General features: G+C 70.9%; 27 protein-coding genes and 1 tRNA gene. 12 read left to right on the top strand and 16 right to left on the bottom strand.

Features of this window, described 5'->3' with window-relative positions:
• Positions 1-16: 16 nt before the first annotated feature.
• A complete protein-coding gene (locus ACFQ9V_RS07730) occupies positions 17-811 on the bottom strand; it encodes an isoprenyl transferase (protein WP_382458583.1) in 795 nt (264 codons plus the stop codon).
• A 71-nt stretch (positions 812-882) separates the two neighbouring features.
• Between ACFQ9V_RS07730 and ACFQ9V_RS07725 the strand changes: the two genes are divergently transcribed.
• Positions 883-1686 (top strand): hemolysin III family protein, encoded by an 804-nt coding sequence (locus ACFQ9V_RS07725; RefSeq protein ID WP_382458582.1) that lies wholly within the window; start codon positions 883-885, stop codon positions 1684-1686.
• Between the two features lie 39 nt (positions 1687-1725).
• Here ACFQ9V_RS07725 and ACFQ9V_RS07720 read toward each other — a convergent pair whose 3' ends face one another.
• Positions 1726-1989, bottom strand: coding sequence for a hypothetical protein (locus tag ACFQ9V_RS07720; protein WP_382458581.1), 264 nt, complete (start codon positions 1987-1989; stop codon positions 1726-1728).
• 183 nt (positions 1990-2172) lie between these two features.
• Between ACFQ9V_RS07720 and ACFQ9V_RS07715 the strand changes: the two genes are divergently transcribed.
• Complete coding sequence (locus ACFQ9V_RS07715; RefSeq protein WP_382458580.1) at positions 2173-2589, top strand: DUF4307 domain-containing protein; 417 nt, start codon at positions 2173-2175, stop codon at positions 2587-2589.
• A gap of 111 nt (positions 2590-2700) precedes the next feature.
• Positions 2701-3192 (top strand): transcription elongation factor GreA, encoded by a 492-nt coding sequence (gene greA, locus ACFQ9V_RS07710; protein ID WP_382458579.1) that lies wholly within the window; start codon positions 2701-2703, stop codon positions 3190-3192.
• 71 nt (positions 3193-3263) lie between these two features.
• On the opposite strand, the gene ilvA is transcribed toward greA, so the two are convergent.
• Both ilvA and ACFQ9V_RS07700 read right to left on the bottom strand, forming a co-directional pair.
• Entirely contained in the window at positions 3264-4532 is a 1269-nt protein-coding gene (ilvA, locus tag ACFQ9V_RS07705; protein ID WP_382458578.1) for a threonine ammonia-lyase, read from the bottom strand.
• Positions 4533-4579: 47 nt separating this feature from the next.
• The gene (locus ACFQ9V_RS07700; protein WP_382458577.1) at positions 4580-5818 is read right to left on the bottom strand and encodes an AI-2E family transporter; all 1239 of its coding nucleotides are present in this window, start codon (positions 5816-5818) and stop codon (positions 4580-4582) included.
• Positions 5819-5937: 119 nt separating this feature from the next.
• Between ACFQ9V_RS07700 and ACFQ9V_RS07695 the strand changes: the two genes are divergently transcribed.
• On the top strand, positions 5938-7158 hold the full coding sequence (locus ACFQ9V_RS07695; protein WP_382458576.1) for a putative peptidoglycan glycosyltransferase FtsW: 1221 nt from the start codon (positions 5938-5940) through the stop codon (positions 7156-7158).
• Positions 7159-7161: 3 nt separating this feature from the next.
• Here the strand turns inward: ACFQ9V_RS07695 and ACFQ9V_RS07690 are convergent, their stop codons facing one another.
• From ACFQ9V_RS07690 to ACFQ9V_RS07670, 5 genes are all read right to left on the bottom strand, one after another.
• Positions 7162-7749 (bottom strand): hypothetical protein, encoded by a 588-nt coding sequence (locus ACFQ9V_RS07690; protein WP_382458575.1) that lies wholly within the window; start codon positions 7747-7749, stop codon positions 7162-7164.
• A gap of 130 nt (positions 7750-7879) precedes the next feature.
• Positions 7880-8941, bottom strand: coding sequence for an ABC transporter ATP-binding protein (locus ACFQ9V_RS07685; protein WP_382458574.1), 1062 nt, complete (start codon positions 8939-8941; stop codon positions 7880-7882).
• Complete coding sequence (locus tag ACFQ9V_RS07680) at positions 8938-9765, bottom strand: ABC transporter permease subunit (RefSeq protein WP_382458573.1); 828 nt, start codon at positions 9763-9765, stop codon at positions 8938-8940. The genes ACFQ9V_RS07685 and ACFQ9V_RS07680 overlap by 4 nt, the downstream gene beginning before the upstream one ends.
• Entirely contained in the window at positions 9762-10745 is a 984-nt protein-coding gene (locus ACFQ9V_RS07675; RefSeq protein WP_382458572.1) for an ABC transporter permease, read from the bottom strand. The genes ACFQ9V_RS07680 and ACFQ9V_RS07675 overlap by 4 nt, the downstream gene beginning before the upstream one ends.
• Positions 10724-11863: an ABC transporter substrate-binding protein gene (locus tag ACFQ9V_RS07670; RefSeq protein WP_382458571.1), complete on the bottom strand. Its 1140-nt coding sequence runs from the start codon at positions 11861-11863 to the stop codon at positions 10724-10726. Before ACFQ9V_RS07670 ends, ACFQ9V_RS07675 begins: the two co-directional genes overlap by 22 nt.
• Positions 11864-12006: 143 nt before the next feature.
• Here ACFQ9V_RS07670 and ACFQ9V_RS07665 point away from each other — a divergent pair, with 143 nt between their 5' ends.
• Positions 12007-13239, top strand: a complete 1233-nt coding sequence (locus tag ACFQ9V_RS07665; protein ID WP_382458570.1) for a winged helix-turn-helix domain-containing protein — start codon at positions 12007-12009, stop codon at positions 13237-13239.
• A gap of 45 nt (positions 13240-13284) precedes the next feature.
• Positions 13285-13713, top strand: coding sequence for a hypothetical protein (locus ACFQ9V_RS07660; protein WP_370054193.1), 429 nt, complete (start codon positions 13285-13287; stop codon positions 13711-13713).
• A 70-nt stretch (positions 13714-13783) separates the two neighbouring features.
• On the opposite strand, the gene ACFQ9V_RS07655 is transcribed toward ACFQ9V_RS07660, so the two are convergent.
• Positions 13784-14674, bottom strand: a complete 891-nt coding sequence (locus ACFQ9V_RS07655) for a M48 family metalloprotease (RefSeq protein WP_382458569.1) — start codon at positions 14672-14674, stop codon at positions 13784-13786.
• A 7-nt stretch (positions 14675-14681) separates the two neighbouring features.
• Positions 14682-15248 (bottom strand): LemA family protein, encoded by a 567-nt coding sequence (locus tag ACFQ9V_RS07650; RefSeq protein ID WP_382458568.1) that lies wholly within the window; start codon positions 15246-15248, stop codon positions 14682-14684.
• A 152-nt stretch (positions 15249-15400) separates the two neighbouring features.
• Between ACFQ9V_RS07650 and ACFQ9V_RS07645 the strand changes: the two genes are divergently transcribed.
• From ACFQ9V_RS07645 to ACFQ9V_RS07635, 3 genes are read left to right on the top strand one after another with little or no spacing between them, the layout of a single operon-like run.
• Complete coding sequence (locus ACFQ9V_RS07645; RefSeq protein ID WP_382458567.1) at positions 15401-16036, top strand: TetR family transcriptional regulator; 636 nt, start codon at positions 15401-15403, stop codon at positions 16034-16036.
• 8 nt (positions 16037-16044) lie between these two features.
• Complete coding sequence (locus ACFQ9V_RS07640) at positions 16045-16920, top strand: ABC transporter ATP-binding protein (protein ID WP_382458566.1); 876 nt, start codon at positions 16045-16047, stop codon at positions 16918-16920.
• Positions 16917-17651 carry an ABC transporter permease gene (locus ACFQ9V_RS07635; protein WP_382458565.1) on the top strand — a complete coding sequence of 245 codons (735 nt, stop codon included), beginning with the start codon at positions 16917-16919 and terminating at the stop codon, positions 17649-17651. The genes ACFQ9V_RS07640 and ACFQ9V_RS07635 overlap by 4 nt, the downstream gene beginning before the upstream one ends.
• A gap of 74 nt (positions 17652-17725) precedes the next feature.
• Here the strand turns inward: ACFQ9V_RS07635 and ACFQ9V_RS07630 are convergent, their stop codons facing one another.
• Genes ACFQ9V_RS07630 through ACFQ9V_RS07615 form a run of 4 tightly spaced genes read right to left on the bottom strand, consistent with a single transcriptional unit; the run spans position 17726 to position 22219 of the window.
• Positions 17726-19039 (bottom strand): D-arabinono-1,4-lactone oxidase, encoded by a 1314-nt coding sequence (locus ACFQ9V_RS07630; protein ID WP_382458564.1) that lies wholly within the window; start codon positions 19037-19039, stop codon positions 17726-17728.
• On the bottom strand, positions 19036-20301 hold the full coding sequence (locus ACFQ9V_RS07625) for an amino acid deaminase/aldolase (protein ID WP_382458640.1): 1266 nt from the start codon (positions 20299-20301) through the stop codon (positions 19036-19038). Before ACFQ9V_RS07625 ends, ACFQ9V_RS07630 begins: the two co-directional genes overlap by 4 nt.
• 8 nt (positions 20302-20309) lie before the next feature.
• A complete protein-coding gene (locus ACFQ9V_RS07620) occupies positions 20310-21566 on the bottom strand; it encodes an MFS transporter (protein WP_382458563.1) in 1257 nt (418 codons plus the stop codon).
• The gene (locus tag ACFQ9V_RS07615; RefSeq protein WP_382458562.1) at positions 21563-22219 is read right to left on the bottom strand and encodes a TetR/AcrR family transcriptional regulator; all 657 of its coding nucleotides are present in this window, start codon (positions 22217-22219) and stop codon (positions 21563-21565) included. The genes ACFQ9V_RS07620 and ACFQ9V_RS07615 overlap by 4 nt, the downstream gene beginning before the upstream one ends.
• Positions 22220-22367: 148 nt before the next feature.
• Here ACFQ9V_RS07615 and ACFQ9V_RS07610 point away from each other — a divergent pair, with 148 nt between their 5' ends.
• Complete coding sequence (locus ACFQ9V_RS07610) at positions 22368-24587, top strand: Ig-like domain-containing protein (RefSeq protein WP_382458561.1); 2220 nt, start codon at positions 22368-22370, stop codon at positions 24585-24587.
• A gap of 16 nt (positions 24588-24603) precedes the next feature.
• Here the strand turns inward: ACFQ9V_RS07610 and ACFQ9V_RS07605 are convergent, their stop codons facing one another.
• Positions 24604-24975, bottom strand: coding sequence for a YchJ family protein (locus tag ACFQ9V_RS07605; RefSeq protein WP_382458560.1), 372 nt, complete (start codon positions 24973-24975; stop codon positions 24604-24606).
• A 399-nt stretch (positions 24976-25374) separates the two neighbouring features.
• Between ACFQ9V_RS07605 and ACFQ9V_RS07600 the strand changes: the two genes are divergently transcribed.
• A tRNA-Leu gene (locus ACFQ9V_RS07600) sits at positions 25375-25448 on the top strand.
• Positions 25449-25858: 410 nt separating this feature from the next.
• Positions 25859-26701: a hypothetical protein gene (locus ACFQ9V_RS07595; RefSeq protein WP_382458559.1), complete on the top strand. Its 843-nt coding sequence runs from the start codon at positions 25859-25861 to the stop codon at positions 26699-26701.
• Positions 26702-26705: the final 4 nt, after the last annotated feature.

Below are 26705 nucleotides of genomic sequence, written 5' to 3'. Positions count from 1 at the left end.
TACGCGAATCGTCTGGTCAGGAGCCGTAGCGGCGGTGGCGGCGGGAGAAGTCGCGCATCGCGCGCAGGAAGTCGACCTCGCGGAGGTCGGGACCGAGCGCCTCCACGAAGTAGAACTCGCTGTGCGCGCTCTGCCACAGCATGAAGTCGCTCAGCCGCTGCTCGCCGGAGGTGCGGATGACGAGGTCCGGGTCGGGCTGGCCTCCCGTGTAGAGGTGTTCGCCGATGAGGTCGGGGGTGAGGAGGTCGGCCAACGTCTCCAGGCTGCCGCCTTCCGCCGAGTGCGCGGCGACGATGCTGCGCATGGCGTCCGTGATCTCCTTGCGGCCGCCGTAGCCGATCGCGAGGTTGATGTGCAGGCCCTTTTTGTCTGCGGTGCGCTTCTCGGCGTCGACCAGCGCGGTCACGAGGGGCTTCGGGAGGCCGGCAGTCGAGCCGACGTGCTTGACGCGCCAGTCGCGGTAGCGCGAGAGGTCGTCGGCAAGCTCGGCGATGATCTCGATCAGGTCGGAGAGCTCGGAGCTCGGCCGGTTGGTCAGGTTGTCCGAGGAGAGCAGGTAGAGCGTCACCACCTCGATCCCGAGGTCGTCGCACCACTCCAGGAACTCGCGCATCTTCGCCGCGCCGGCGCGGTGACCGTGGGCGACGGTCGTCATGCCGACCTGACGGGCCCAGCGGCGGTTGCCGTCGATGATCATCGCGACGTGCCGTGGCAGCGACTCCGGGCCGAGGCCGGCGATGTCGCGTCGCAGCCGCTTCTGGTACAGGCCGTAGAGCAACCCGTTGGCCGTCTCGGAACTGCGTCTGCTCACGGAGCTACGTTAGCGCCCCTGAGCGTTCCGATTCCCAGCATCCGAGCACCCGTCTCCCCTACTCTTGCTCCATGACGCCGCGAAACGCCCCCGAGCCTGAGGACGTCGCCGAGCTGCTCACCGAGCCGGCCGCCGACCTCCCGCCCGCCGACGTCGCCGTCAAGGAGGACGAGTCGCGCGGGCCGTTGCTGCCGAACATCCCGCTGCTCGACGCCTCCCCGGCCTACCCGGCCGAAATCAAGCCGACCTGGCGCGGCTGGATCCACGCCGGCACGTTCCCGGTCGCGATCGCCGCGGGCATCGTGCTGATCAGCCTGGCGCAGGGCGCCCCTGCCAAATGGGCGTCGGCGGTGTTCATGCTGACCTCGATGCTGCTGTTCGGCAACTCGGCGCTCTACCACCGCTTCAACTGGCAGCCGCGCACGAAGATCGTGCTCAAGCGCATCGACCACGCCAACATCTTCCTGCTGATCGCGGGCACCTACACGCCGCTCGCCGTGCTCGCCCTCCCGCCGCAGAAGGGGATCGTGCTGCTCTGCGTGGTGTGGGCCGGCGCGCTGCTCGGCATCGGCTTCCGGGTGTTCTGGATCACGGCGCCGCGCTGGCTGTACGTGCCGCTCTACCTGCTGCTCGGCTGGGCGGCGATGATGTACATCGTCGACCTGGTGAACGCCAACGTGGCGATGATGGTGCTGGTCTGCGTCGGCGGCATCCTGTACACGATCGGCGCGGTCATCTACGGGATCAAGAAGCCGAACCCGTTCCCCGGGGTGTTCGGGTTCCATGAGATCTTCCACACCTTGACGGTGCTGGCGTTCATCTGCCACTGGACGGCGGTGCTGCTGATCGCGCTGCATCCCGCCTACAACGGCTGACGCTGCGACGGCTGACGCCGCCGGTCCAGGGCCGTCAGGTCAGCGCCGGGAGTCGCCGTCCGCGTCGTCCTGCTGCGTGCCGTTCTCCGCGTCCAGCTTCTGCGCGATCTCCGCGCGGTACCGCACTCGGCGGATGCGCCGCGTCATGTCGAGGATCAGCAGCACCGCCGCGACCGCGATCAGGAAGGTGACGGTGAAGCCGACCACACCGGGCGTGACCGAGTCGTCGCTCGGTCCGGAGGTCGGCGACGGGGTGGGCGTCGCGGCCAGCCAGACGCCCGCCCTCAGCAGCAGCTCCCCCATCACACGGCCTCCACGGACACGGTGGACAGGTCGCTCTGACGCATGGCGGACTTCGCTTTCGGATCGGGCTGGTTCAGGAGGCGCGAAGTGCGATTCACAGCTTCGTCTCCTAGTCTTGTCTCAGCCTACCGTCGCCCCGACGGCGGGCCTGAACGAAGGCCCTGAGAGGCGGACGGCGAGTACATGGCACGCGTGACCGAGGCGCCGTCCGAGACCCTCGAATCCCGCTACGGCCGCACCCCGAATCGCCGCCGCCGCGACCGCTGGCTGCTGATCGGCGGCGCCGTCGCCGTCCTCGCGGTGGTGACCGCGTGGGTGTTCTGGGCAGGCTGGGACAACAACCAGGCCGACCTGGAGACCACCGACACCGCGTACGTGATCCCCGACGCCCACCATGTGCGGATCACCTTCACCATCAACGCCCAGCCGGGCAAGAGCGTCACCTGCGCATTGCAGGCCCTGAACGAGGACTACGCGATCGTGGGCTGGCGGATCGTGACCTATCCCGGCTCCGATTCCCGGGTGACGACCTACAACGAGACGATCCGGACCATCTCGCAGAGCAACACGGGTTTGATTAACACCTGCTGGCTGACCTAACATTCTCTGGATACGCCCCGGCCGAGGCCGGGGCGTCTACTTTACCCACCGGCTTCCAGCCGGCCATCAGCCGACGCGGCGGAATACCGTGCAGGCGCGAAGGAGTTCATCATGTCCCAGGAGTCTCAGGTCACCTTTCTGACCCAGGACGCGTACGACCGTCTCTCGGCCGAACTCGAGGAGCTCAGCGTCAACGGCCGTAACGAGATCGCGAAGCGCATCGAGGCGGCCCGCGAGGAGGGCGACCTCAAGGAGAACGGCGGCTACCACGCCGCCAAGGACGAGCAGGGCAAGATCGAGGCCCGCATCGTGCAGCTCACCAACCTGCTGCGCAGCGCCACGGTCGGCGAGGCGCCGGAGAGCCACGGCGTCGTGGAGCCCGGAACCGTCATCACCGCGACCATCGCGGGCGACGAGAGCGTCTTCCTGATCGGCAACCGTGAGATCGCGGCCGGCACCGAGCTCACCGTCTACAGCGAGCAGAGCCCGCTCGGCGCCGCCATCCTCGGCCTCAAGGTCGGCGACAAGACCGAATACACTGCCCCCAACGGCCGCCAGATCCCGGTATCGATCTCCAAAGTCGACACCTACGCCGGCAACTAACCGCCGAGTACGCCCGAAATCAGTCGAAAACCGCCGAGTACGCAGACTATCTGCGGACTCGGCGGTTTGCGTCAGTCCTCTTCGAGGACGGGGTCGTAGCCGGCGGAGCGGAGCGCCTGGATGACCTGCTGACGGTGCTCGGTGCCGCGCGTCTCGATCGAGACGTCGAGCTCCACCTGGCTGAGCTGGAGTCCGTTGCCGTGCCGCGTGTGCAGCACCTCCACCACGTTGGCGTTGACGCCGGCGAGGATCTCGGCGATGCGCGCGAGCTGGCCCGGCCGGTCCGGGAGCATGATCGAGAGCCGCAGGTAGCGGTCGGAGGCCGCGAGGCCGTGGGCGATGACGCGCTGCATGAGCAGGGGGTCGATGTTGCCGCCGGAGAGGATTGCGACGACCGGCCCGGCTGCGTCGTCGGCAGGGATGAGCCCCGCGAGGATCGCGGCCACGCCGACCGCGCCGGCCGGCTCCACCACGAGCTTCGCGCGCTCCAGCAGCACCAGCAGCGCGCGGGCGATGTCGTCCTCGGTGACCGTGACCACGGCATCCACGGCGTCCCGGATGATCTCGAAGTTGAGGGTGCCCGGCCGGCTCACGGCGATCCCGTCGGCGATGGTCCCGACGATGGCGATCTCGGTCGGCTCCCCCGCCGCGAGCGACGCCGGGTAGGCGGCGGCGTTGGCCGCCTGCACGCCGATCACGCGGACGGTGCGCCCCTCGCGGGCCGCGCGCTGCTTGACCGCGCTGGCCACGCCGGAGATGAGTCCGCCGCCGCCGATCGGCACGACGATGGTCTGCACGTCGGGCACGTCGTCGAGGATCTCGAGGCCGAGGGTGCCCTGCCCGGCGACCACGTCCGCGTGGTCGAACGGCGGGATGAGCACCGCGCCGGTCTCTGCGGCGAAGTCGGCGGCGGCCCGGAGGGTCTCGTCCACGATGCTGCCGCTGAGCACGACGTCCGCGCCGTACGCGCGCGTCGCCTGGAACTTGGGGATGGCCACGCCCACGGGCATGAAGATCGTCGCGTGGATGCCGAGCTCGCGGGCGGCGAAGGCGACGCCCTGGGCGTGGTTGCCGGCGGAGGCGGCGACGACGCCGCGCGCCCGCTCCTCGGCGTTCAGCTTGGAGAGCCGGTGGTACGCGCCGCGGATCTTGTACGAGCCGGTGCGCTGCAGGTTCTCGCACTTGAGGATGACCGGAGCGCCGAGCACGTCGGTGAGGTACCGGGAGGTCTCGAGCGGCGTGGGCTGGGCGACCCGGGCCACGATCGCGCGCGCAGCCTCGATCTCGTCGAGGCCGGGGCCTGCGAACGGGGTGCGCGTCGGATCGGTCGCGGTATCCACTTGCACAGCCTACTCGTGGTCATATACCGCTGAATGAATGCGACCGTTTACGTCCGCGGAGCCCGGCGGGGGCGCGGCACGGTCTCCCAGATCGCGCCCTCCGGAGCCGCGGTGGCCTCCGGCGGCTTCGACCGCCAGTCGCCAGACGACACGTAGTGCACCATCACGTTGAGCACAGCGACGAACGGGACGGCGAAGAGCGCGCCGGGGATGCCGGCCAGCAGCGAGCCCGCCGCGACCGCCAGCACGACCGCGAGCGGGTGCACCTTCACCGCCGTGCCCATGATCAGCGGCTGGAGGACGTGGCCCTCGATCTGCTGCACCAGCAGCACGACGGCGAGCATGATGAGCGCGAACACCCAGCCCTTGAAGACGAGCGCGACGAACACGGCGAGCGCGCCGGTGAGCACGGCGCCGACGATCGGGATGAACGACCCGAGGAACACCAGCACCGCGATCGGGAGCACCAGCGGCAGCCCGAGGAAGAAGGCCCCGAGGCCGATCCCGAGCGCGTCGATGGAGGCGACGAGCACCTGCACCTTCGCGAAGTTCCGGAGGGTCAGCCAGCCGGCCTGGCCCGCCCCGTCGACCGCGGCGCGCGCGTTCTTCGGGAAGATCCGCACCATCCAGCCCCAGATGCTGCGGCCGTCGATGAGGATGAACAGCACGCTGAAGACCGTCAGCAGCGCGCCGGTGAGCACGTGGCCCAGCGTGGAGCCGATCGAGAGCGCGCCGGAGATGTAGACCTGGCTGTCCTGCTGCAGCGACGACCAGAGCGACTGGAACGCGCCGTCGATCTGCGCCGTCGTGAGGCCGAGCGGGCCGGTCGTCAGCCAGCTCCGGAACTGGCCGAACGCCGCCACCGACTGTGTGTGGAGGTCGTGGCTCTCGCGGGTGACCTGCCAGATCGCCAGGTAGAACAGGCCGCCGACGACCACGACCAGCGTCAGCAGCGTGGCGACGATCGCCAGCCAGCGCGGCCAGCGGTGGCGGACCAGGAAGTCCTTGAACGGCACCAGCAGGGCGGCGAGGAGCACCGCGATCAGCACGGGGACGACGATGAGCCGGAGCTGGACGATGAGGAAGACCACGACCGCGATCACGGCGCCGATGACGAGCAGCCGCCACGACCAGGCACCGGCCAGGCGCACGCCGTGCGGCAGGGACGCGTCGACGGGGACGGCCTCCTCGACCCGGGCCTGGACATCGCGCCCGCGCTTCAGGAAGCGCGCCCGGGCCGGCGGGACGGACGGACTCTGCGCTGCCGGGGCGTCGCTCTCTGCCATGCCCGTCAGTCTAGGTGCGCGACAGCGGCGATCCTGTGGAATCGCTCAGGGAATGCGGGAGGCCGGTGCGGGCCGCCCGGCATCGTCGCCGGGCCGCCCTAGCCTGGGGCCGATCCATCATGACTGCACCATCGCTCCACTCCGCCCCGCCCGCCGCCGCCTCTGCCGCCATCCCGGGGCGCCGTGTCCTCCTCCGCCTCCCGTCCCGCTGGCGACCGCCGTCCCGGCTCGGGACGGCGCTGCTCGCCGTCGTGCTGTTCCTGGTCGTGTTCGGCCTCCTGATGGTGCTCTCGTCGTCGTCGATCGAGTCGCACTCCGACGGCAACGGTTTCTTCGGCCGGTTCTGGTCGCAGTGGGTCTTCTGCGGGGTCGGCCTCGGGATGCTGCTGCTCGTGCCCGCGCTATCGCGGCGCACCATCCAGCGTGCCGCGACAGTGCTGCTCATCGTGGCGTGCGTCCTCCAGCTCCTGGCCATCACGACCCCGCTCGGCGTGCAGATCGGCGACAACACGAACTGGATCCGGCTCGGCCCGATCACCGGTCAGCCGTCGGAGGGGATCAAGCTCGGCCTGGCCGTCTGGCTCGGGACGGCGCTGGGCGCACGCGGCGTCGACCCGGGGGACGGCCGGACGCTGGCCCTGCGGACGCTGCCCGTCGTCGTCCCCGCGCTGCTGCTGGTCCAGCTCGGCGGCGATCTCGGAACGACCGTCGTCACCGCGGCCTTCACGCTCGGCGCCTGCTACTTCGCCGGGGCGCGCCTCCGCCATCTCGGGCTCGCGCTAGGCGTCGTCGCCGCCGGCGCCGTGCTGCTGGCACTGTCGAGCGAGACGCGCCGCGGCCGCGTCTTCGCGTTCTTCGGCGGCACCAGCGCGGTGAACCCCGACGTGAACTGGCAGGTCGACAACGCGCACTACGCGCTCGCGACGGGACGGATCTGGGGTGTCGGGCTCGGGAACTCCCACGCCAAGTGGTCGTGGCTGCCCTCCGCCGACACCGACTTCATCTTCGCCGTGATCGGCGAGGAGCTCGGACTCGTCGGCGCGTCGCTGGTCCTCGGGCTGTTCGGCGCGCTCGCCGTGATCATGGTCGCGATCATGCGCACGACGGCCGACCCGGTCGCCCGGATCACCACGGGGACGGTCCTGGTGTGGCTGGTCTTCCAGGCGTTCGTGAACATCGCCGTCGTGCTCGGCCTGCTGCCCGTGCTCGGTGTGCCGCTGCCGTTCGTGTCGGCGGGCGGCACGGCGATGGTGGCCGCGCTCGCCGCCACGGGCGTTGTGCTCTCCTTCACGCGAGCGGAGCGCACGGTCGCGGGACCGCGCGCTCCGCTCGTGGGATAGCCGTCAGGGCTCGAACACCAGCGGCGGGTGCTCGATGGAGGTCGAGAACCACTGCCAGCCGGGCCCGGAGGACGTCTGCTGGATCGAGGCGTAGGTCACCTGTCCCGGCGGGACGTTGTTGAGGCCGACCGCGACGGAGACGTTCCCGTTCACGGTCCTCACCCCGGCGCCGGTCACGCTGCCCGCTCCGGCGTAGCCGCCGACCGTGAGCGAGACCGGCCCGCTCGTGGCGATGAGGAACTCGACGACGTAGCTCGCGACCGCCGTCGCCCCGTAGGCTCCCGGGTCGAAGTGGACGGAGACGCCAGGACCGCCGGACGGGACCTGCCGGAAGCTGAACGACGCGTACGGCGTGCCGGTCGTGTCGGTCTGCATGATGTCCGACGCGATGAGCGTCAGGTTGGTGCGGCCTTTGCCGACCGTGTGGGTCGGGCTGATGGTGTCGATGGGGAAGAAGAAGGGCGGCCACCAGTGGATGTCGCCCGGACGGATCCGAGTGACCAGGTCACTCGGCGAGAGGGTCTTCACGAAGGTTGAGGGGTCGATGGCGTCCGAGTACTCGGCGTCCGCCCCCGGGACGATACCAGACATGAGCATTACTCTAGTTACTCCGTCCGGCCTCGCACACCCGTGCCACCACTGATCTCGATGGGCACGTAAACGCCCCTAAAACGGCGTTTTAGGGGCGTTTACGTGCCCTTCGGCGAAGAGGGAGGGTGGGTTACGGGGCGGGAGTGACCGTGAGGGGGGTGCCGGCGAGGGCGAGGTGGACGCGCTCGCCGGGGGCAGGGAGGTCGCGCGCGGCGTGCTGGACGGCCAGCTCGGAGCCGTCGGCGAGCCGCACCCGGGTGCGCCGCAGTGCGCCGAGGAAGCTGGAGGTGAGCACCTCGGCCGGGATGCCGTCTCCGGAAAGCAGCAGGTCCTCCGGACGCACGTACGCCAGCACCGGCCCGTCGGGCACGTGCGAGGCGAGCGGCGCCGGCTGCCCGAGGACGCGCAGCACACCGCCCGCGACGGAGCCGGGAATCCGGTTGGTCAGGCCCACGAACTCCGCCACGAACGCGGTCTCCGGCCGGTGGTACAGCTCCTCCGGGGTGCCGATCTGTTCGATCGCGCCCGCACGCATGACCGCGACCCGGTCGGCGACGGCGAGCGCCTCCTCCTGGTCGTGCGTCACGAAGAAGGTCGTGATCCCGAGCTCGGTCTGGAGGCGGCGGATCTCCTCCCGGAGCTGCACGCGCACCTTGGCGTCGAGCGCCGAGAGGGGCTCGTCGAGCAGGAGGACGCGCGGCTCGGTGACCAGCGCGCGGGCCAGCGCCACGCGCTGCTGCTGCCCGCCGGAGAGCTGGTGGGCGTAGCGGTCGGCGTGGTGGCCGAGCCCGACGAGCTCCAGCGCCTCCGCCGCGCGACGCCGCCGCTCGGTAGCCCCCACCTTGCGCATCCGCAGCCCGAACTCCACGTTCTGGCCGGAGGTCAGGTGCGGGAACAGCGAGTACGACTGGAACACCATCCCGAGGTCGCGCCGGCTGGTCGGCTCGTCGGTGACGTCGCGGCCGTCGATGAGGACGCGGCCGGAGTCGACGCGCTCCAGCCCCGCGAGCGCACGCAGCGCGGTCGTCTTGCCGCAGCCGGACGGTCCGAGCAGGGCGATGAACTCCCCCGGGCTCGCCGCCAGCGAGAACCCGGCGAGGCCGGCGCCGCCGCCGAAGTCGCGAACGACCCCGTCCAGCTCGACGGTGGAGCCGACACGGGCGCCGGCGACGGTGGATTCCAGGACGGTCATGGAGTGCCTTTCACGGGACGCCGCGAACGGCGGCGGGCGCCGACGACGCGGTCGACGACGACGAGGAGGACGAACGCGAACACCAGCGCCAGCAGCGCGAAGATGACGGCGACGAACGGGTCGGACTGGGAGACCAGCAGCAGCGAGGTCTGCAGGTTCACCCGGCTGAGCAGGGACGCGATCGTAAACTCGCCGAGCACGACCGCGATCGAGAGCGCGGAGGCGGCCAGAATGCCGCGCCGCAGGTTCGGCGTGAGCACCCGCCAGAACACCGTGCCCCAGCCCGCGCCGAGTGACCGGGCGGCCTCGCTCAGCGTCACCATGTCGACGGAGGAGACGTTGCTCTGGAGGGCGCGGTACGCATACGGGAGCACCGTGATGCCGTAGGCGAACGCCAGCGTCCACGCCCCCGATCCGAAGATGCCGGTCACCACCGCGTACGTCGGCGCCAGCCCCACCACCATCACGATCGCCGGGATCATGATCGGGAGCAGGCAGACGGCCTCCAGCAGGCGGCGCAGCCGGGCGAAGCGCAGCTCGACCAGCACGATCGTCGGCAGCAGCACCAGCAGGACGATCGCCACCGTCACGGCGGCGAGCACGAGCGAGTTGCCGAGGCCCTGGTACACGCGGTCGTAGCGCGTGGTCCCGCCGCCGAAGACGGCGATCCAGCGGTCGAAGCTGTAGACGCCGGGCTTCGCGGTGCGCAGCGTGAACTCCAGCATCGAGAACAGCGGGATGAGGAAGAATGCGCCGAGGACCACCCAGATGATGGTGCGGACGACCGGGCCGGGCCCGAGCCGCAGCGGAGCGCCCCCGCTCACCGCTGCCACCGCGCGGTCCGGCGCACGAGCGCCGAGTACGCCAGCATCACGACGATCATCACCACGAGCATTCCGAGCGCCATCGAGCCGGCCAAGTTCGCGCGACCGAGCACGGTCTCCGAGATGAGCGCCTGGCGGATCTGCAGCGACACGATGTTGTTGGCCTGGCCGACCAGGGCCGCTGCGGTCGCGTACGACGAGAAGGCGTTGGCGAACAGCAGCAGCAGGCTGCCCAGGAAGGACGGCAGCAGGATCGGGCCGCCGACGCGGGTCCAGTAGGTCCAGCGGCTGCCGCCGAGCGTGGCGGTCGCCTCCAGCCACTGCGGGCGCAGGCCCTCCAGCGCGGGCAGGAAGGTGATGACCATGAGCGGGATCTGGAAGTAGAGGTACGGGAGGATGAGGCCGGGCACCGTGTAGAGCCAGACGCCGTTCGCGTAGATGTTGAGGTGGAAGGCGTTGCGGAGCAGCACCGTCACGAGTCCCTGCGCGCCGATGGTGGCGATGAAGGCGAACGCCAGCATGACGCCGCCGAACTGGGCGAGGACGCTGCTGGCCGAACCGACCAGGGAGCGCGTGACGCCGCCCTGGCGCGAGCCCAGCATCGCGAAGCAGAGCGCGGCTCCGGCGACGGCGCCCACGATGGCGGTGACCGCGGAGAGCCAGAACGCCCCGAAGAAGGAGCCGGCGATGGCGGGCTCCGCGAGGCCGGTGACGTTGGACCAGGTGAAGCGGCCCTCGCCGTCCACGAAGCCGCTGCCCACCGCGACGAGCGTGGGGACGGCGAGGAAGATCACGACGTAGAGGGCGAACGGGGTGAGGCCGAGTGCGGCGGCGAGGCCGCGCGGCCGGCGGCGGCTCCCGGCGTCGGACGGCCGGGCCGACGGCGGCTGCCGCCGGGAGTCGCGCGAAGCGATCCCGGCGGCAGCGTCGGCCGCGGGTGCGGCGATGGTCTCGGTCATCAGCCGACCGCGTTGGCCCACTTGGCGTTGAGGAGCGTGCCGGCGTCGGTGGCCTGCTTGTCCGTCATCACGGCCACCTTCTCCAGCTTGCCCGGGAACTCCTTGGTGTCGAGCGTCCCGGCCTTCTCCATCGCGTCGACGCGCGCCGGGTAGGCGCCGCCCTTCAGCCAGGCGTTCTGCGCGGCGTCGCTGTAGAGGTACTCCTCCCAGAGGCGGGCGGCCGCCGGGTGCGGGGCGTCCTTGTTGATGGCCTGGTTGTAGTAGCCGACGTACGCGGTGCCGGGGAGCACGGTGTACTTCCAGTTCACGCCGCCCGACTTGATGGTGTCGGAGGTGGTGTAGCCCTTCTGGTTGAACGACCAGTCGAGCAGCACCGGGGTCTCGCCCGAGGCGATGGTGTTCGGCTTGCCGTCGGCGGCGTTCCAGTTGCCCGCGGCCTTCAGCTTGGTGAACCACTCGACGCCCGGGGTCAGGTCGTCGAGCGTGCCGCCGTTCTGCAGGTCGGCGTACGCGACGGCGCCCGCCGCGGCGGCGGCCTGGGTCGGGTTGCCGTTGAGCGCCACGGCGCCCTTGAACTCCGGCTTCAGCAGGTCGGCGAACGACTTCGGCGCGGTCTTGATCTTGTTCGCGTCGTAGCCGACCGACATGACGCCGTAGTAGCCGACCTTCCAGAGGCCGTCCTTCTCCTTCTGTGCGGCCGGGATGTCGGCGAAGCCGGTGGGCTTGTACGGCGCGAAGTACTGGGTGTTCGCGAGAGCGACGGACGAGCCGATGTCGAAGGTGTCGGGAGCGGTGTCCTGGCCCTTCAGCTTCTTGGCGGCGTCGATCTCCTCCTGGCTGGAGGCGCTGTCCTGGCTCGGGTTGATCGTGATGCCGTACTTCTTGGTGAAGCCGTCGAAGATCTCCTGGTAGTTGGCCCAGTCGCCGGGGGTCGCGATGATGTTGAGGCTGCCCTCCTTCTTCGCGGCGGCGACGAGAGCGGCCATGCCGCCGGCGGAGGCGACGTCGGTGGCCGAGGCGGCCGAGGTGCTCGTGGCGGTGCTGCTGGCGTCGGCGCCGCCGGAGCAGGCGGCGAGCGAGAGGGCGACGACGGTCGCCGCGGCGGCGAGTCCGGCGACGTGGGCGCGCGTGTTGATCACGGAATGTCCTCCAGGTCGGGTTGACAGCCGGGCTGTGCGAACCGGCTCGTCGCCACGTTAGGGAGGCCGGGATACGCGTGGCCCAGCGGGGAGTGACCAAAAGGTGAACGAGGAGTGTCAGACCTTGCCGCTAAGGTCGATCCGTGGTCGAACACCTCTCCCCCGCCCTCGCGCGCCGCATCGCGCTCGCCGCCCAGGGCTTCGGGCGCCCGCGCCCGCCCGTCGTGGGCACGCGGCAGCTCAACGGGCTGATCGACCGCCTCAACCTGCTGCAGATCGACTCGGTCAACGTGTTCGAGCGCAGCCACTACCTCCCGGCGTTCGCCCGGCTCGGCGCCTACGACCGCACGCTGCTCGACCGGCTCACCTTCGACGCGCGCGGACCGCACACCGAGTACTGGGCGCACGAGGCCGCGTTCGTGCGCAAAGAGGACTGGTCGCTGTTCCGCTGGCGGATGCAGGACTACCGCGAGCGCTACGGCACGGGCAACGCCTGGTTCGCCGCGCACGACTCCACGCTCTCCTGGCTGCGCAGCGAGCTGGCCGCCAAGGGGCCGCTCGCCGCGAGCGAGATCGAGCACGACGCCAACCGGCGCTCCGGGCCGTGGTGGGGCTGGTCGGAGGTCAAGCGGGCGCTGGAGCGGATGTTCCTGTTCGGCGAGGTCGCCATCGCCGGCCGCACGCGCTTCCAGCGGCGGTACGGGCTGGTGGAGGACGTCCTCCCGCCCGCGGTGCTCGACCGCGCCGTCGACAAGCCCGACGCCATCCGCGAGCTGTTGCGGCGCTCGGCCGTCGCGCACGGCGTCGGCACACTCCGCGACTTCGCCGACTACTACCGGCTCAAAGGCCCTGCCGTCGCCGTGGCGATGCAGGAGCTGGAGGACGCCGGTGAGGTCATCCCTGTTCAGGTGAAGGGCTGGACCGGCGCGGGAGACCGGCCGGTCAAGGCGTGGCTGCACCGCGACGCTCGCAGGCCGCGCAGCGTCGACGCCGCCGCGCTGCTGTCCCCGTTCGACCCGGTGGTGTGGTTCCGCGACCGCGCGCTGCGGATGTTCGGCTTCCACTACCGCATCGAGATCTACACCCCCGCCCCGCAGCGGGTGTACGGCTACTACTCGCTGCCCATCCTGCTGGACGACGAGCTCGTCGGCCGCATCGACCTGAAGAGCGACCGGCAGGCCGGCGTGCTGCGAGTGCAGTCCGCGTGGACGGAGGCCGGCGACGGCGGCCGGGTGGCCGAGCGCCTGGTCCCGCTGCTGGGCGAGACCGCGGCCTGGCAGGGCCTAGGAGGCGTGGAGATCGCCCAGGGCGCACGGGGCGACCTCGCGCCCATGCTGGCCGCCGAGCTCACCCTGGCGGCGCCCACGGGCTTCTGAGGACTCCCTCGCGGCAGCGCCGGGTGCGGGGGTAAGGTGCGGGACATGAGTTCACCGCTGGAGTACCTGGACGCCGACGGGGCCGATGAGGCCGACTACGAACAGCCCATGCGCGAGCTCTTCGCCTACCGCGACGGCGAACGCTGGCTCGACGGCATCGTGACCGGCGTGAAACGCGGTCCGGACGGCCGCGCGCACGTGCAGTTCGACAACCGCATGTGGGTGACCACGGACGACGTGCGTGAGTCCAGCCACTACATCGCGGTGCTGCTGAACCCGGACTCCTCGGTCTACGCGGAGATCATCACCGGCTACCGCGACGGCGCCCCCGCCGACCTCATCCGCGACATCGACGTGGTCGACGGCGCGAACAACGCCGGCACCGAGTGGCGCCCGCTCGACGAGCGCGCGGTCGGCACGCGCGTCCGCTACCGCTACACCGGCACCGCCGAGCTGGAGGCCGCCGAGGCATAGCCTCCCCGCCCCGCGCATTCGCCACGAATGTCGCTAATGCCGCCGCCAAAGCGCACATTCGGCACGAATGTCAGAAGGTGGAGCCCATCTTCTCGAGGCGGTCGACGCGCTCGGGGATGGGCGGGTGCGTCGAGAACAGCCGGTTCATCAGGCCGGGCTTGAGCGGCTCCGAGATCCACAGGTGCGCCATGCTGCTGTTCTGGCGGCGCATCGGCCGGCCGTAGTCCTGCAGCTTGAGCAGTGCGCTCGCGAGCGCATCCGGGTGCCGGGTCGTCATGGCGCCCGTGGCGTCGGCGAGGTACTCGCGCTGCCGCGACACCGCGAGCTGCACGAGCGTCGCGACCAGCGGTGCGATGATCGCGGCCACGAGGCCGAAGACCAGCACGATCGGGTTGCCGCCGCCGCCGTTGTTGTTGTTGCGGTTGTTGCCGCCGAAGAAGGCCATCCGCACGAAGATGTCGGCGATGAGCCCGATGGCGACGGTGAGGCCGAAGACGATCATCGAGAGCCGGATGTCGTAGTTGCGCACGTGACCGAGCTCGTGCGCCATCACACCCTCCAGCTCGGCGTCGTTCATGATGTCGAGCAGGCCGGTGGTCGCGGCGACCGAGGCGTGCTGCGGGTCGCGCCCGGTGGCGAACGCGTTGGGCGCCGGGTCGTTGATGATGTAGACCGCCGGCATCGGCGTCCCGGTCGTGATCGAGAGGTTCTCGACCACGTTCCAGAGCCGCGGGTTGTCGGCCTTGGTGATCGGCACGGCGCCGGACATGCTGAGCGCCTGACTGGAGGCCATGAAGTACTGGAACACGGCGTAGACGATCGCGCCGATCCCGACCCAGGCCAGGATCGCCCAGCTGTTGTAGATGACCGAGAACAGCCAGCCGAGCGCACCGATGAGGATCAGGAACAGCAGGACGATGAAGACGGTGTTGCGCTTGTTCCTGGCGATTGCCCTGTACATCGACGCCCTAGAACTGAACGCGCGGCGGCTCGGCGATCGCCGCCAGGTTGTCGACCTCGAAGAAGTCGCGACCGGAGAAGCCGAGACGGCGGGCGAACAGGTTGTTCGGGAAGACCTTGATCTTGGTGTTGAACTCGCGCACGCCGCCGTTGTAGAACCGGCGCGAGGCCTGGATCTTGTCCTCGGTGTCGACCAGGTCGGCCTGCAGGCGCAGGAAGTTCTGGCTCGCCTGCAGCTGCGGGTAGGCTTCCGCCACGGCGAAGATGCTCTTCAGCGCGGTCTGCATGTGCCCCTCGGCCACGGACGCGTCGCCCGGCGTCTGCGCCGACAGCGTCTCGGCGCGGGCCTTGGTCACCGACTCGAACACCCCGCGCTCGTGCGCGGCGTAGCCCTTGACCGTCTCGATCAGGTTCGGGATGAGATCGCCACGACGCTTGAGCTGCACCGTGATGTCGCTCCACGCCTCGTCCACCCGCACCTTGAGCGTGACGAGCGAGTTGTACGTTGCCCAGAAGTAGATTCCGATGATCGCGACGAGCACGACGACGATGATGACCGGAATGAGCCATTCCATTGCGGGAACTCCTAAGCGTGAATGCGCCGATCGACTGCGCTGAACAGCATCCTAACCGGGACGGATGCGCCTCCCACGGGCTTCCCATCACACTCGAAGCAACCGCAATGCGGATGGACAGGGCACCCGGTCCGGGGTGCACAATGGCACTCGTGAGTGAGCTCGCCGAACACCGCAGGAGGGGCCGGCCGCGCAAGGAGCGCGGGGCGGCCTCCACCCGTTCGGCCATCGTGCGTGCGGCGGCCGAGGAGTTCACCGAGCGCGGCTACGAGGCGGCCTCGCTGCGCGCGGTCGCACGCCGCGCGGGCGTCGACTCCGCGCTCGTGCACCACTACTTCGACGACAAGGCCGAGCTCTTCGCGGCCACGCTGGAGGCCCCGCTGCGGCCCGACCGGGTGCTGGACGTCGTTCTCGGCGCGCCCAGGGAGCAGGTCGGCGAGACGCTGGTGCGCTACCTGCTCACCCAGCTGGAGGACGAGCGGGCGGCCGGCCGGATGGTGCTCATCCTCCGCACGGTGCTGAGCAGCGGTCCCGGCACGCGGATGCTGCGCGAGTTCCTGACCCGCGAGGTGTTCGCCCGGCTGGCGGCGCTGACGCACGCCGACGACGCCGACCTGCGCGCCGATCTCGCCGCGTCGCAGGTGGTCGGCCTGATGGTGACGCGCTACGCGCTCAAGCTCCAGCCGATCGCGAGCGCCGACCCCGACGAGCTGGCGCGGCGGGTGGGGCCGGTCATCCAGTGGCATCTGTTCGGGGATATTGACGGCGGGCACACTCCGGGCGAATAATTCATCACATGATGAATTCATCGCCGTCCGCGTCGACCGACCTCGTCGGCGACGCCGCCGTCGTCATCGACGGCCTGCGGGTGAAGCGCGGCCGGACGACCGTGCTCGACGGGCTCGACCTGCACATCCCGCGCGGTCAGGTCGTCGGCCTGCTCGGGCCGAGCGGCTGCGGCAAGACGACGCTGATGCGCTCGATCGTCGGCGTCCAGCGCGTCGCGGGCGGCCGGGTGGAGGTGCTCGGCCAGCCGGCAGGCTCCGCCGCCCTGCGACACCGGGTCGGCTACGTGACCCAGGCGGCGAGCGTCTACGACGACCTGACCGTGCGGCAGAACCTGGCGTACTTCCGCAGCGTGCTCGGCGCCGGCAAGGCGGACGTCGAGCGCGCCATCGAGGCGACGGACCTCGGCCCGAACGCCGGACGGCTCGTCTCCACGCTCTCGGGCGGCGAGCGCAGCCGGGTCTCCCTCGCCGCGGCGCTGCTCGGCTCCCCCGACCTCCTGGTGCTGGACGAGCCGACGGTCGGCCTCGACCCGCTGCTGCGCGTCGAGCTCTGGACGCTGTTCCACCGGCTCGCCGACGGCGGCACCAGCCTCCTGATCTCCAGCCACGTCATGGACGAGGCGACCCGCTGCGACCGGCTGCTGCTGATGCGGGAGGGCGCCATCCTGGCCGACACGACTCCGGAGGAGCTGCTCGCCGAGACCGGCGCCGCGGACGCGGAGGGCGCCTTCCTGACGCTGCTGCGCAGACACCACCCGCGGCACGCGCTGGGCGAAGGGGCCGAGGACGGCGACGCTGCCGAGCCTGAGGAGACCGAGCACGAAGAGACCGAGCACGAAGAGGCCGAGCACGAAGAGACCGAGCACGGGGAGGCCACCCGATGAACCCGACCCGCACGCTCGCGACCGCCGGCCGCGTGCTGACCCAGATCCGGCACGACCCGCGCACGATCGGCCTGCTGGTGGTCGTGCCGAGCCTCCTGATCGGCCTGGTGGCCTGGATCTTCACGAACACGCCGGTGTTCGCCACGATCGGCCCGGCGATGCTGGCGCTCTTCCCGTTCGTCGTGATGTTCCTCGTCACGAGCATCACCACGCTGCGGGAGCGGCGCACCGGCACGCTGGAGCGGCTGCTGTCCATGCCGCTCGGCAAGGGCGACTTCATCCTCGGCTACACCCTGGCATTCGGCCTGCTCGCGGTCATCCAGTCGCTGGTCGCGTCGGCGTACGCGATCTGGGTGTGCGGACTGGACGTCAAGGGCGACACCTGGCTCCTGGTCGCGGTGGCGGTGACGGACGCCGTCCTGGGCAGCACCCTGGGGCTGTTCGCGAGCGCGTTCGCGCGCACCGAGTTCCAGGTGGTGCAGTTCATGCCGGTGATCGTGTTCCCGCAGATCCTGCTCGGCGGCATTTTCATCCCGCGCGACCAGCTCCCGGACGGCCTCCGGCAGATCAGCGACTGGCTGCCGCTCTCGCACGCGGTGGACGCGCTCAACGCCGTCTCCACGAACTCGCACGACGCCGCCTACATCGGCGGCCAGCTCCTCATCATCGGCGCCTTCGCCGTCGGCGCCGTCATCGTCGGAGCCCTCACCCTCCAACGCCGCACCACCTAGCCTCCAGCCATCAATTCCGGAGTTGTGTTCGCCTGAACACGGCGTGTTGCGTGCACAAGTCCGGAAGAGACGGTTCAGGGGCCGAGGATGCGGTGGAGGTAGGGGTTGGTGAAGAGGCGGGCGGGGTCGAGGCGGTCGCGGGCGCCGAGGAAGTCGTCGAAGCGGGGGTACGCGTCGCGCAGTGACTCGGCGTCGCGGGTGTGCATCTTGCCCCAGTGCGGGCGGCCGCCGTGGGCCGTCATGATCTCCTCGACCGCGGCGAAGTACTCGCCCGGGTCCTCGCGGTAGTACCGGTGCACCGCGATGTAGCCGCTCTCGCGCCCGTAGGCCGTCGACAGCCAGTTGTCGTCGGCCGCCGCCGAGCGCACCTCCACGGGGAAGGAGATGCGCCAGCCCCTCCGCTCGATCAGGGCCTTCACCTCGGCGAGCGCGCCGGGCACGGCCTCCCGCGGCAACGCGTACTCCATCTCGCGGAAGCGCACGGTGCGGTTGGTGACGAACACCCGCGGCGAGTGGTCGGTGAAGTCCCGGTTGCCGGTGAGCCTCTGCGCGAGCCGGCTGAACGGCGGGATGATGTGCGGCACCACCGTCCCGACCGCGCAGACGCCGCGGTAGAGGCCGTTGGCGAGGAGCTCGTCGTCCAGCCAGCGGCCGGCCGCCGACAGCGGGGCGCGCGGCTCGGTGAGCGGCAGCCGGGTGTTCGTCTTGGTCAGGCCGGTCTCGGTGTGCGGGAACCAGTAGAACTCGAAGTGGTCCTCGCCCGCCGAGCGCTCCAGGTAGCTCTCGAGCACCTGCTGCAGCGGCTCCGGGCGCTCGACCGCCTGGAGCAGATACGCCGGGACGCACTGGAGGGTGATGTCCACGATGACCCCGAGCGCGCCGAGCCCGAGGCGGACGGCGGGCAGCAGCTCGGCGTTCTCGTCCTCGCTGACGGTGAGCAGCTCGCCGGCCCCGGTGACGAGCGTGACCGCGACGATCTGGGTCGCCAGGCCGCCGAAGGAGCCTCCCGTGCCGTGCGTGCCGGTGGAGGTCGCGCCCGCGACGGTCTGCCGGTCGATGTCGCCCATGTTCTGCAGAGCCAACCCGTAGGGGCGCAGCAGCCGCGGGAGCTGGTGGAGGTGCGTCCCAGCGGCCAGGCGCACCCGGCCGCGTTCGAGGTCGATGTCGAGGACGCCGCTGACGTCCTCCAGGTCGAGCAGCACGCCGGGCGCCGCGGCGATCCCCGTGAAGCTGTGCCCGGCGCCGACCGCCTTGACGCGCGTCCCCTGCTTCGCCGCCGCCGCGACCGCGCGCTGAACGGCTTCGGCGTCCCGCGGGCGCTCGACGCGCTGCGGGCGGATGGACTCGGTGCGGCCCCAATTGCGCCACACTCCCCCGCTCGCCGTCACAGGAACACCTTCCCCTCGCCGCGGTAGCTCGGCGCCGAGCCGACCACCGTCGCCCGGCCCTCCACCGTGTCCACCAGGTGGAAGTCGTCCACGTGCTCGCTGAGCTCGCCCGACTTCGTGTGCCGCAGCCAGACCCGGTCCCCGACGCGCAGGATGCCCGCCGCCGCGCCCGTGACCGGGGTCTGCACCTCCCCCGCCATCTCGCGGTCGACCATCGACAGTCCGGTCGGCCACTCGATCTTCGGGAGCCGGTCGGGTCCGGGAGGGCCGGAGGCGATCCAGCCGCCGCCGAGCAGCGTGGCCGTGCGCTCGTCGGGCCGGCGCACGACCGAGAGGGCGAACGACGCCGCCGGCGCTGGCTGGAAGCCGCGGTAGGTGTCGAACAGGTGGCCGCCGAACAGGCCGCTGCCGGCGGCGATCTCGGTCACGGACGCGTCGGAGGACGTGAACTCGAGTGAGCCGGTGCCGCCACCGTTGACGAACGCCAGGTCCGCGATCGCGCGCACGGCGGCCACGGCCTCCCCGCGGCGGGCGATCAGCTCCTCGCGCGAGCTCTTCTGCATCCAGCGCAGCGTCGCGCCCCACGCCGGACGTCCGGGTGGGTTGTCGCCCTGGCCGGCGATCTGGGCCTCGTAGCCCATCATCCCCACCAGCGCGAAGCCGGGGCGCCGCACGATCGCCTCCGCCACCGCTCGCACCGTCTCGACGCTGTGCAGCGGCGAGCGGTAGACGCCGACGTGGCCGAGCACGGGGGCGTCCCACGAGGAGTCGAGCTCCAGGCAGAGCCGGATCGTCTCGCGCTGCGCCGGAGGCACGACCGCATCGATGAGGTCGAGGTGCGCGACCGAGTCGACCATGAGCGTGACGCGGGAGGCCAGCTCGGGCGAGGCGGCCAGCCGGGCGATCGCGGCGCGGTCGACGGTCGGGTAGCCGACGACGACGTCCTCGATCGGCGCGTGGTCGGCGTCGCCCTCCGCCAGCCACAGCGCCTCGGGCAGTGTGTAGGCGAGCACCCCGGCGTATCCGGGCAAGGCGAGGACGGCGTCCAGCACCGCGCGCACGCGCACCGACTTGGAGGCCACCCGGATCGGCTTGCCCGCGGCGCGGCGCAGCATGTCGTGAGTGTTGTGGCGCAGCGCGGGCAGGTGCAGCACGCCGAACGCCGGGTCGAGGCGCGCGGTCGCGGCGCTCAGCGCGGGCCAGAACACGTCGGGTGTGGTCCAGGTGCGCTCGGCCGCGGCCGGCTTGCTGGTCAGGTCCATCGCGGTCATCAGCGCACTGCCTTCACGCGGGCGACCGCGAGGGCGCCCGCGAACGCGAACACCGCGGAGAGCACGAACAGCCCGACGAACCCGCCCAGCGCCGCGACGATCGCCGCGCCGAACAGCGGCGCCATCGCCTGCGGCACGGCCGTCGCGATGTTCATGATGCCGAGGTCCTTGCCGCGGTTCTCCGGGTCGGGCAGCACCTGGGTGGCGAGCGCCTGGTCGACCGAGAGGAAACAGCCGTAGCCGAGGCCGAGCAGGCCCGCGGCGACCATCGCGACCGAGAGCTGCGGCACGAACGCCAGCAGCAGCGCGGCGACGCCCTGCAGCGCCGACGAGACGAACACGAACGCCTTGCGCCTCCCGAGCCGGTCCGAGAGCCGGCCGAGCGCGAGCGAGGCGATGATGACGAACACCATGTAGATGAGGATCAGCACGAGGAGGTCGTCGTCGGCGTGCTTGTCATGGAGGCCGAACTCCAGGAAGTACAGCAGCAGCGACGTCCCGAACGCGTTGCCGAAGTTCACCAGCACCCGGCTCAGCAGCGTCCAGCCGAAGTCGGGGTGCTCGCGCGGGCTGATCCAGAGGCCTTCGACGATCCCGCGGAACGTCATCCGCTCGCGCAGGTGCGGCGGCAGCACCGCGTCGGGGAGGAACAGGAACGGCAGCACGAGCAGCACCAGCAGCACGGCCATCGCGGTGTAGCCGACCAGGGCGCCGACGAACACGTAGGTGACGAGCGAGACGCCGAGGATGATCCCGATCGCCTGCGGCGCGCTGATCCAGCCGGAGACGTAGCCGCGCTGGTCGACCGGCACCTGGTCGGAGATCGTCGCGGTCAGCGCCGCCGTGAGCACGCAGAACCCGGTGAGCGCGAGCGACCAGAAGACGCCGATCCCGACCATCGTGGTCTGCAGGCCGAGCAGCACAAGCGACACCGCGAACAGCGCCGCTCCCCCGGCGACCCACGGGCGACGGCGGCCGAAGCGGCTGGTGGTGCGGTCGGAGAGCGCGCCGGTCAGCGGGTACGCGACGATGGCGCAGACGCCGGAGATGCCGGAGATGATGCCGAAGGCGACGACGTTGTCGACCCAGTAGCTGGTGTGCAGCTGCGCCTGCACCTGGTCGGGCAGCAGCTTCTGGATGGGCGCGAGCTGCGCCATCCAGACGCCCAGCCAGGCGACGGCGAAGGCCGCGATCCACCGGCCGGGGACGCGGCGGGTAGGTTCGGCGAAGACCGCCGGGGTCGAGGTGTTGGTCATCGGGCACCTGCGTTCGGGTCGGGGGCGGAGGGGACGGGGGCGGTGGAGACAGGGATGCGGGCGAGCGTGGCGAGCGCGTCGGCGGCGAAGTCCAGGCTGCGCTCGGCCGCCGCGTCGTCGCGGGTCACCAGCCAGGCGATGGTGAGGCCGTCGGTGAGGGTCACCAGCAGCCGGGCGACGTCGGCGACGGGGAGGCTCCACGCGCTGCCGGTCAACGCGGCGGCGTCACGCGCGGCCCGTTCGGCGAGCTCGTAGTAGCGGTCGTACTGGCGGCGGGCGAGCGGTTCGAAGCCGGGCTCGCGGAGCGCCCAGTGGGTCAGCTCGAACATCGCCTTCTCGCGGTCGGGGTCTGCCCGTACGCCGTCGAGGTAGTGCTGGAGGCCCGAGCGGATCGCGGCGCGGAGCTCCAGCGGGGCCGTCGCCGGGTCGAGCGCGGGCTCCAGATCGGTCTGCTCCCCCGCCACGACCGTGTTCACCAGTTCGGCCATCAGCTCGTCGCGGGAGGCGAAGACGTAGTGGAAGCTGGCCAGCGGCATCCCGGCCTCCGCGACGATGCGCCGGGTGGTGGCGGCGGCCACACCGTCCCGCGCGATCACCCGCAGGGCCGCCTGCACCAGCGAGGCGCGCCGTGCTGCCGGGGCGATGCGCGTCATCGAAGCTCCTCACGGTGCCGTCGCGCGTCGTCGCGCGAAGTGGGACAGTTGACCCACTTGTCAGTATGCCGTAAATCCGGCCGGGTGGTTTGACAGGAGGCGTGTCCTGCCCCTCAAATGGGGTGGAATGCGGGTATTTACGTCGGACGTGTCTCCACCAGTCCGGCCCAGGGGGGCGACCGGGCTGGTCGTCGCAGTGCTGTCCGGATTCGTGATCGCAGGACTCGCCTTCGCCGTCGGGTCGATCGCGGGGCTCGCGCCGCCGGCGTCGGCGCAGACCACCGGCAGCGCCGCCACCTCCGCCACCGTGTCCCGCAGCATTCCCACCCGCACAGCACCCCCGGACGCCGCCGCACCGGCCGACAACACCGCGCCGGCCGACACCCCGACCCCGACACCGACACCGGGAGCGCCGACGCTCGACCCGCTGCCGAGCGGTCTGGTCACGACCTTCCCGCTGACCGTCTCCGGAACCGCCGACCCCGGTGACGTCATCGACGTCTCCGGCGGCTCCTCGGCGAGCGCTGCCGGCTCCTGCACCGTGACCGCCGCGGCCGACGGGACCTTCCGCTGCGCCCTGCAGCGCCTCCCCGACGGACCGGGCGTGCCGGTCCGCGCCGTCTCCCGCTCCAGCGGCCTCGCCGCCAGCGGGCGCGTCGACGTGCTCTCCCCGCCGACCATCGCCGCCGCGCCGGGCGGGGCCACCGGCGGCGGCATCGGCGGCACGGCCTACCCTGCGGCCTCGGTGACCGTGACCGCCGAGACCGGCGCCTCCTGCACCTTCCCGGCGGACAGCGCAGGCAACTGGGGCTGCGTCCTCCCGGGGCTCGGCGACGGCCGGCACACGGTCACCGCCACCCAGGTGGCGCCGTTCTCGTCCACGCGATCGGCGCGGAGCCCGGCCGTGAGCGTCGTGGTGGACACCGTCGCGCCGCCGGCGCCGACCATCGGCTCCCCCGCGCCGGGCACGACGGTCGCCGCGGGCGGGGCGCTCGGATTCGGGGGCGCCGGCGAGCAGGGCGCCACCGTCTCCGTCTACGCCAGCAACTCCAAGGGCACGACCGTGGCCTGCACCGCGACGGTCGCCGGCGGCGCGTGGTCGTGCGCCGCGACGCTCCCCGAGGGCGACTACGTGGCCTCCGCCCTGCAGCGCGACGCCGCGGGGAACGTGAGCGCGGGCAGCAACCCCGTCGCGGTCACCGTGGAGGCCGCCGGCGGAGCGACCTCCCCGCCGCAGAACCAGGCCAGTCCGGCCCCGAAGCCAGCGCCCGCGCCCGCCGTGCCGCCGACGAGCCCGGCCGCGCCCTCCGCGCCGGCTGCGCCGACGCACCCGGACACCAAGGGCTGGACCGCCACCCCGTTCACGACCGCCTCGGCGCCGGTCGTCACCGCGGCGTCCGTGCCGGGCTGGCTGCGCTCGGTCGGGCTGGCGCTCGCGGCGCTGCTGCTGCTGGTGCTCCCGGCGCGGCTGCTCGTCGTGTCGCTGGCGCGCCCGCGGGAGCGGCGAGAGGCGCGCACCTCCCTCTTCGGCCGCAACCGGGCGGCCGGCGAGCTCGGCGAGGCGGACGCGCTGCTCGGCAGGCGCGCCGCGCTCTCCGGCGGCGGGGCGCACGCCGCTCCGGACGGCGCGGCCGCGGTGGGCACGCAGCCGGTCTGGCTCGCGCCCCTCGTCGGCGTCTCCGCGGCGGCGCTCGTGACGCTGTCGACCTCCGTCAACGACGCTTCCGCGTACGTCCGCCTCCTCGTCGCCGTCTCGCTCGCGATCGCCGGGGTCAACGCGATCTGGGTCCTCTCGGCCCGCGGCATGACCCGGCACCTGGGCGTGGCGATGGCGCGGACTGTCGTGCGGCCCGGCCTCCTCGTGATCGTCGCGGGCGCCGCGATCGGCTCACGGCTGCTCGGCCTGGAGCCCGCCCTCCTGTTCGGCCTGGTGCTCGGGGCGCTGCTCCCCGAGGGGCTGGGGCGCGTCGAACGCGGCCGGACCGCCGCCGTCCAGCTCTCGGCGGTCGCCGCCTTCGGTGTGCTGGCCTGGCTGACCGTCGGCGTCCTCCCGACGCCCTCCGGCGCGCTGTCTGCGTTCCTGGTGGAGCTGGTGAACTCCGTCGCCCTGGTCGCGATCGGCTCGACCGCCATCGCGCTGCTGCCGTTCGGCCGCCTCACCGGGCGCGCGGTCCTACAGTGGTCGCGGCCGCTCTGGCTGGCGATGGCGCTCGTCGTCTACACGGTGCTGTTCGCTCTGCTGCTGCCCGTAGGGTCGCTCGCCCAGACCGGGGCCGGTGTCGTCGCCGTCGTGATCGCCGCGGTCGTGTTCGCCGCGGTGGCGCTGTCGGTGTGGCTGTGGGAGCGATACGTGGAGCCCGCGCGCTGAGCCTGCCCGCTCGCGCTCAGAGCGCGGCGACGTAGAGCCAGTCGCCGCCCTCCCGGACGAACCGGGACACCTCGTGCAGGCTGCCGCGCTCGGCGCCCTTGTAATAGGCGGTGAACGCCACGACGCCGTCCGCGTCGAACGGGCCTCCGCGCTCGGTGGACTCGACGTCCAGCCGGTACCAGCGCAGACCGTCGTCCAGGTCGAGGGCCTCAGGGCGAGTGGACGGGTGCCAACTGCGCAGCAGGTAGGCGGCGTCCCCGAGCGCGAACGCGCTGAACCGCGACCGCATCAACCGCTCGGCGGTCGGGGCAGGGGCTCCGGCGTGCAGCGGACCGCAGCAGTTCGCGTAGGTCTCGCCGCTCCCGCAGGGGCATCGCGTGTCAGTCACCCGGCGAGCCTAACGGACGCGCTGCGGACATAAAGGACCCGGCCGGAGCCTTACGTCGGGGGATCTCGGGCTCCAGCCGGGTCGGAGGACACCTCACCAGAAAGGGTGTCGGCACCTAGTCTGCACGGCCCGGGTGGGTGCACCCTTGGGGCGGCCTGAGGGACCTCTCAGCGCGACGGACATCCGTAACGCGCACGCAGGAGAGGCCGGTGTCGCGCGGCCCACACGAGGCGCGGCGGCCCGGACACCGTATATTGTTGGACGCATGGAAGCCGTGCTCATCGGAATCATCTTGGCGGTCATCATCGTCGGCGGCGTACTCGCGTTAGGCGCCATCGTCCAGATGGTGAAGTCGCCCTACCGCGACCGCTGACGTCGAGCCGCTTCCGCGGACGGATCGCCCCTATAGCCCAATTGGCAGAGGCAGGCGACTTAAAATCGCCCGAGTGTGGGTTCGAGTCCCACTGGGGGCACTTAACTATTCGGCCCGTTTCTCCTCGAAAACACTGGGATCGAGGGGTCTCACCGATGCCTGTTCAGAGCGCTTCCACCAGAAATACCCCGCACCTTGTACACGAGCCGCACTGTCGAGCTTGTTTCGCGACTGCGTCCCGGACGCACGGTGTTGTCATCGAATAGGTCTGCGGCAGTGAGCCGTTCCGTGCTCAGAAGCGCGGACGGCCGCGGGTCTACAAGCGTCGCAGCCGTGAGCGGAAAGCACGCCGCCGTGAGCGGAAAGCACGCCGCCGTGCTCCTCTCCACTCGTCCTCAGCACGGTTGGATGGGTCGACACCGGAGGATCCATGCGCCCGGGTGCTCTACCGCCGCCGGGTGCGGGTGCGGGTGCGGCATGGCGGCCGCTCGCGCCGCTAGTATCTCAGTCATGGAAGCGCGCCCGTGGCCAATGAACAGGCTGCGAAGGCTTGGGGAGCACATCCGTGATGAGACGACTCAACCTGCGGACGCACTGGAGTACTCCGCGGTCATGAGTTGGTACAACGACCTTGCAACGCACATCCAGAGCCGGCTCCAAGCGATCCCGTGGGCTCAGGTGCTCGGACACGAAGAAGTCGAGATCATTTCGAGACCGAAGACGATCGACACCCTTCGCCAGAAGCTTCAGCGCGACCATCGGATACCGCTGCCGAACATCCAAGACATTGCAGGTATACGCGTCGAAGCAGAAATGAACCTCAGACAGCAGAACGAGGCGGTCGCCGCGATCTGCGATGAGCTCAATGATTGCGCCACTGAGGTCCACGACATGCGGGAGAACCCTCACAGTGGATATCGCGCGGTGCACATCTGGGTGCGCGCATACGGCGGTCGAGCAGAGATTCAGGTGCGAACGCACATTCAAGGTGCTTGGGCAAACATGTACGAGGCCGCGGGTGATCTTTTCGGTCGAGAGATCAGGTACGGCTCTCTTCCAGAGCAGGAAGAGATTGCGAACCTCGTGACGGCGTTGCAGGACTTCTCACTGATTAGAGCAACAGCACTCGAAAGTGCACGCGACAGCCTTGACCAACTTGATGAGAGCGAACGCCAGCGAACAGGTCCCCACAAGACCTCGAAGGATAGAAGTGCTATCGTGCGACGGAAGAGGAAACTACGCCGTTCGTACGAAAATGCAGAGAATGTGTTCAAGGACGAAATGATCGGACTCCGCGTCGCGTTTGACGCGGCGCGACGCAACGTAGTCGCATCCGCCCGAGAGGAAGTGTGACCCT

The sequence above is a fragment of the Leifsonia sp. NPDC056665 genome, from assembly GCF_042791795.1.
In the GTDB taxonomy this organism is placed as follows: Bacteria; Actinomycetota; Actinomycetes; order Actinomycetales; family Microbacteriaceae; genus Leifsonia.
The sequence above is the reverse complement of the archived record's forward strand: the minus strand, read 5'-3'. Positions and strand labels throughout refer to the sequence as shown.

Bases quoted from the DNA above. Each gene is read 5' to 3' on its own strand.
- ACFQ9V_RS07725 (WP_382458582.1), top strand. From the start codon at position 883: ATGACGCCGCGAAACGCCCCCGAGCCTGAGGACGTCGCCGAGCTGCTC.
- ACFQ9V_RS07720 (WP_382458581.1), bottom strand. From the start codon at position 1,989: ATGGGGGAGCTGCTGCTGAGGGCGGGCGTCTGGCTGGCCGCGACGCCC.
- ACFQ9V_RS07715 (WP_382458580.1), top strand. From the start codon at position 2,173: ATGGCACGCGTGACCGAGGCGCCGTCCGAGACCCTCGAATCCCGCTAC.
- greA (WP_382458579.1), top strand. From the start codon at position 2,701: ATGTCCCAGGAGTCTCAGGTCACCTTTCTGACCCAGGACGCGTACGAC.
- ACFQ9V_RS07700 (WP_382458577.1), bottom strand. From the start codon at position 5,818: ATGGCAGAGAGCGACGCCCCGGCAGCGCAGAGTCCGTCCGTCCCGCCG.
- ACFQ9V_RS07695 (WP_382458576.1), top strand. From the start codon at position 5,938: ATGACTGCACCATCGCTCCACTCCGCCCCGCCCGCCGCCGCCTCTGCC.
- ACFQ9V_RS07690 (WP_382458575.1), bottom strand. From the start codon at position 7,749: ATGTCTGGTATCGTCCCGGGGGCGGACGCCGAGTACTCGGACGCCATC.
- ACFQ9V_RS07685 (WP_382458574.1), bottom strand. From the start codon at position 8,941: ATGACCGTCCTGGAATCCACCGTCGCCGGCGCCCGTGTCGGCTCCACC.
- ACFQ9V_RS07660 (WP_370054193.1), top strand. From the start codon at position 13,285: ATGAGTTCACCGCTGGAGTACCTGGACGCCGACGGGGCCGATGAGGCC.
- ACFQ9V_RS07655 (WP_382458569.1), bottom strand. From the start codon at position 14,674: ATGTACAGGGCAATCGCCAGGAACAAGCGCAACACCGTCTTCATCGTC.
- ACFQ9V_RS07650 (WP_382458568.1), bottom strand. From the start codon at position 15,248: ATGGAATGGCTCATTCCGGTCATCATCGTCGTCGTGCTCGTCGCGATC.
- ACFQ9V_RS07640 (WP_382458566.1), top strand. From the start codon at position 16,045: ATGATGAATTCATCGCCGTCCGCGTCGACCGACCTCGTCGGCGACGCC.
- ACFQ9V_RS07635 (WP_382458565.1), top strand. From the start codon at position 16,917: ATGAACCCGACCCGCACGCTCGCGACCGCCGGCCGCGTGCTGACCCAG.
- ACFQ9V_RS07625 (WP_382458640.1), bottom strand. From the start codon at position 20,301: ATGGACCTGACCAGCAAGCCGGCCGCGGCCGAGCGCACCTGGACCACA.
- ACFQ9V_RS07620 (WP_382458563.1), bottom strand. From the start codon at position 21,566: ATGACCAACACCTCGACCCCGGCGGTCTTCGCCGAACCTACCCGCCGC.
- ACFQ9V_RS07615 (WP_382458562.1), bottom strand. From the start codon at position 22,219: ATGACGCGCATCGCCCCGGCAGCACGGCGCGCCTCGCTGGTGCAGGCG.
- ACFQ9V_RS07595 (WP_382458559.1), top strand. From the start codon at position 25,859: ATGGAAGCGCGCCCGTGGCCAATGAACAGGCTGCGAAGGCTTGGGGAG.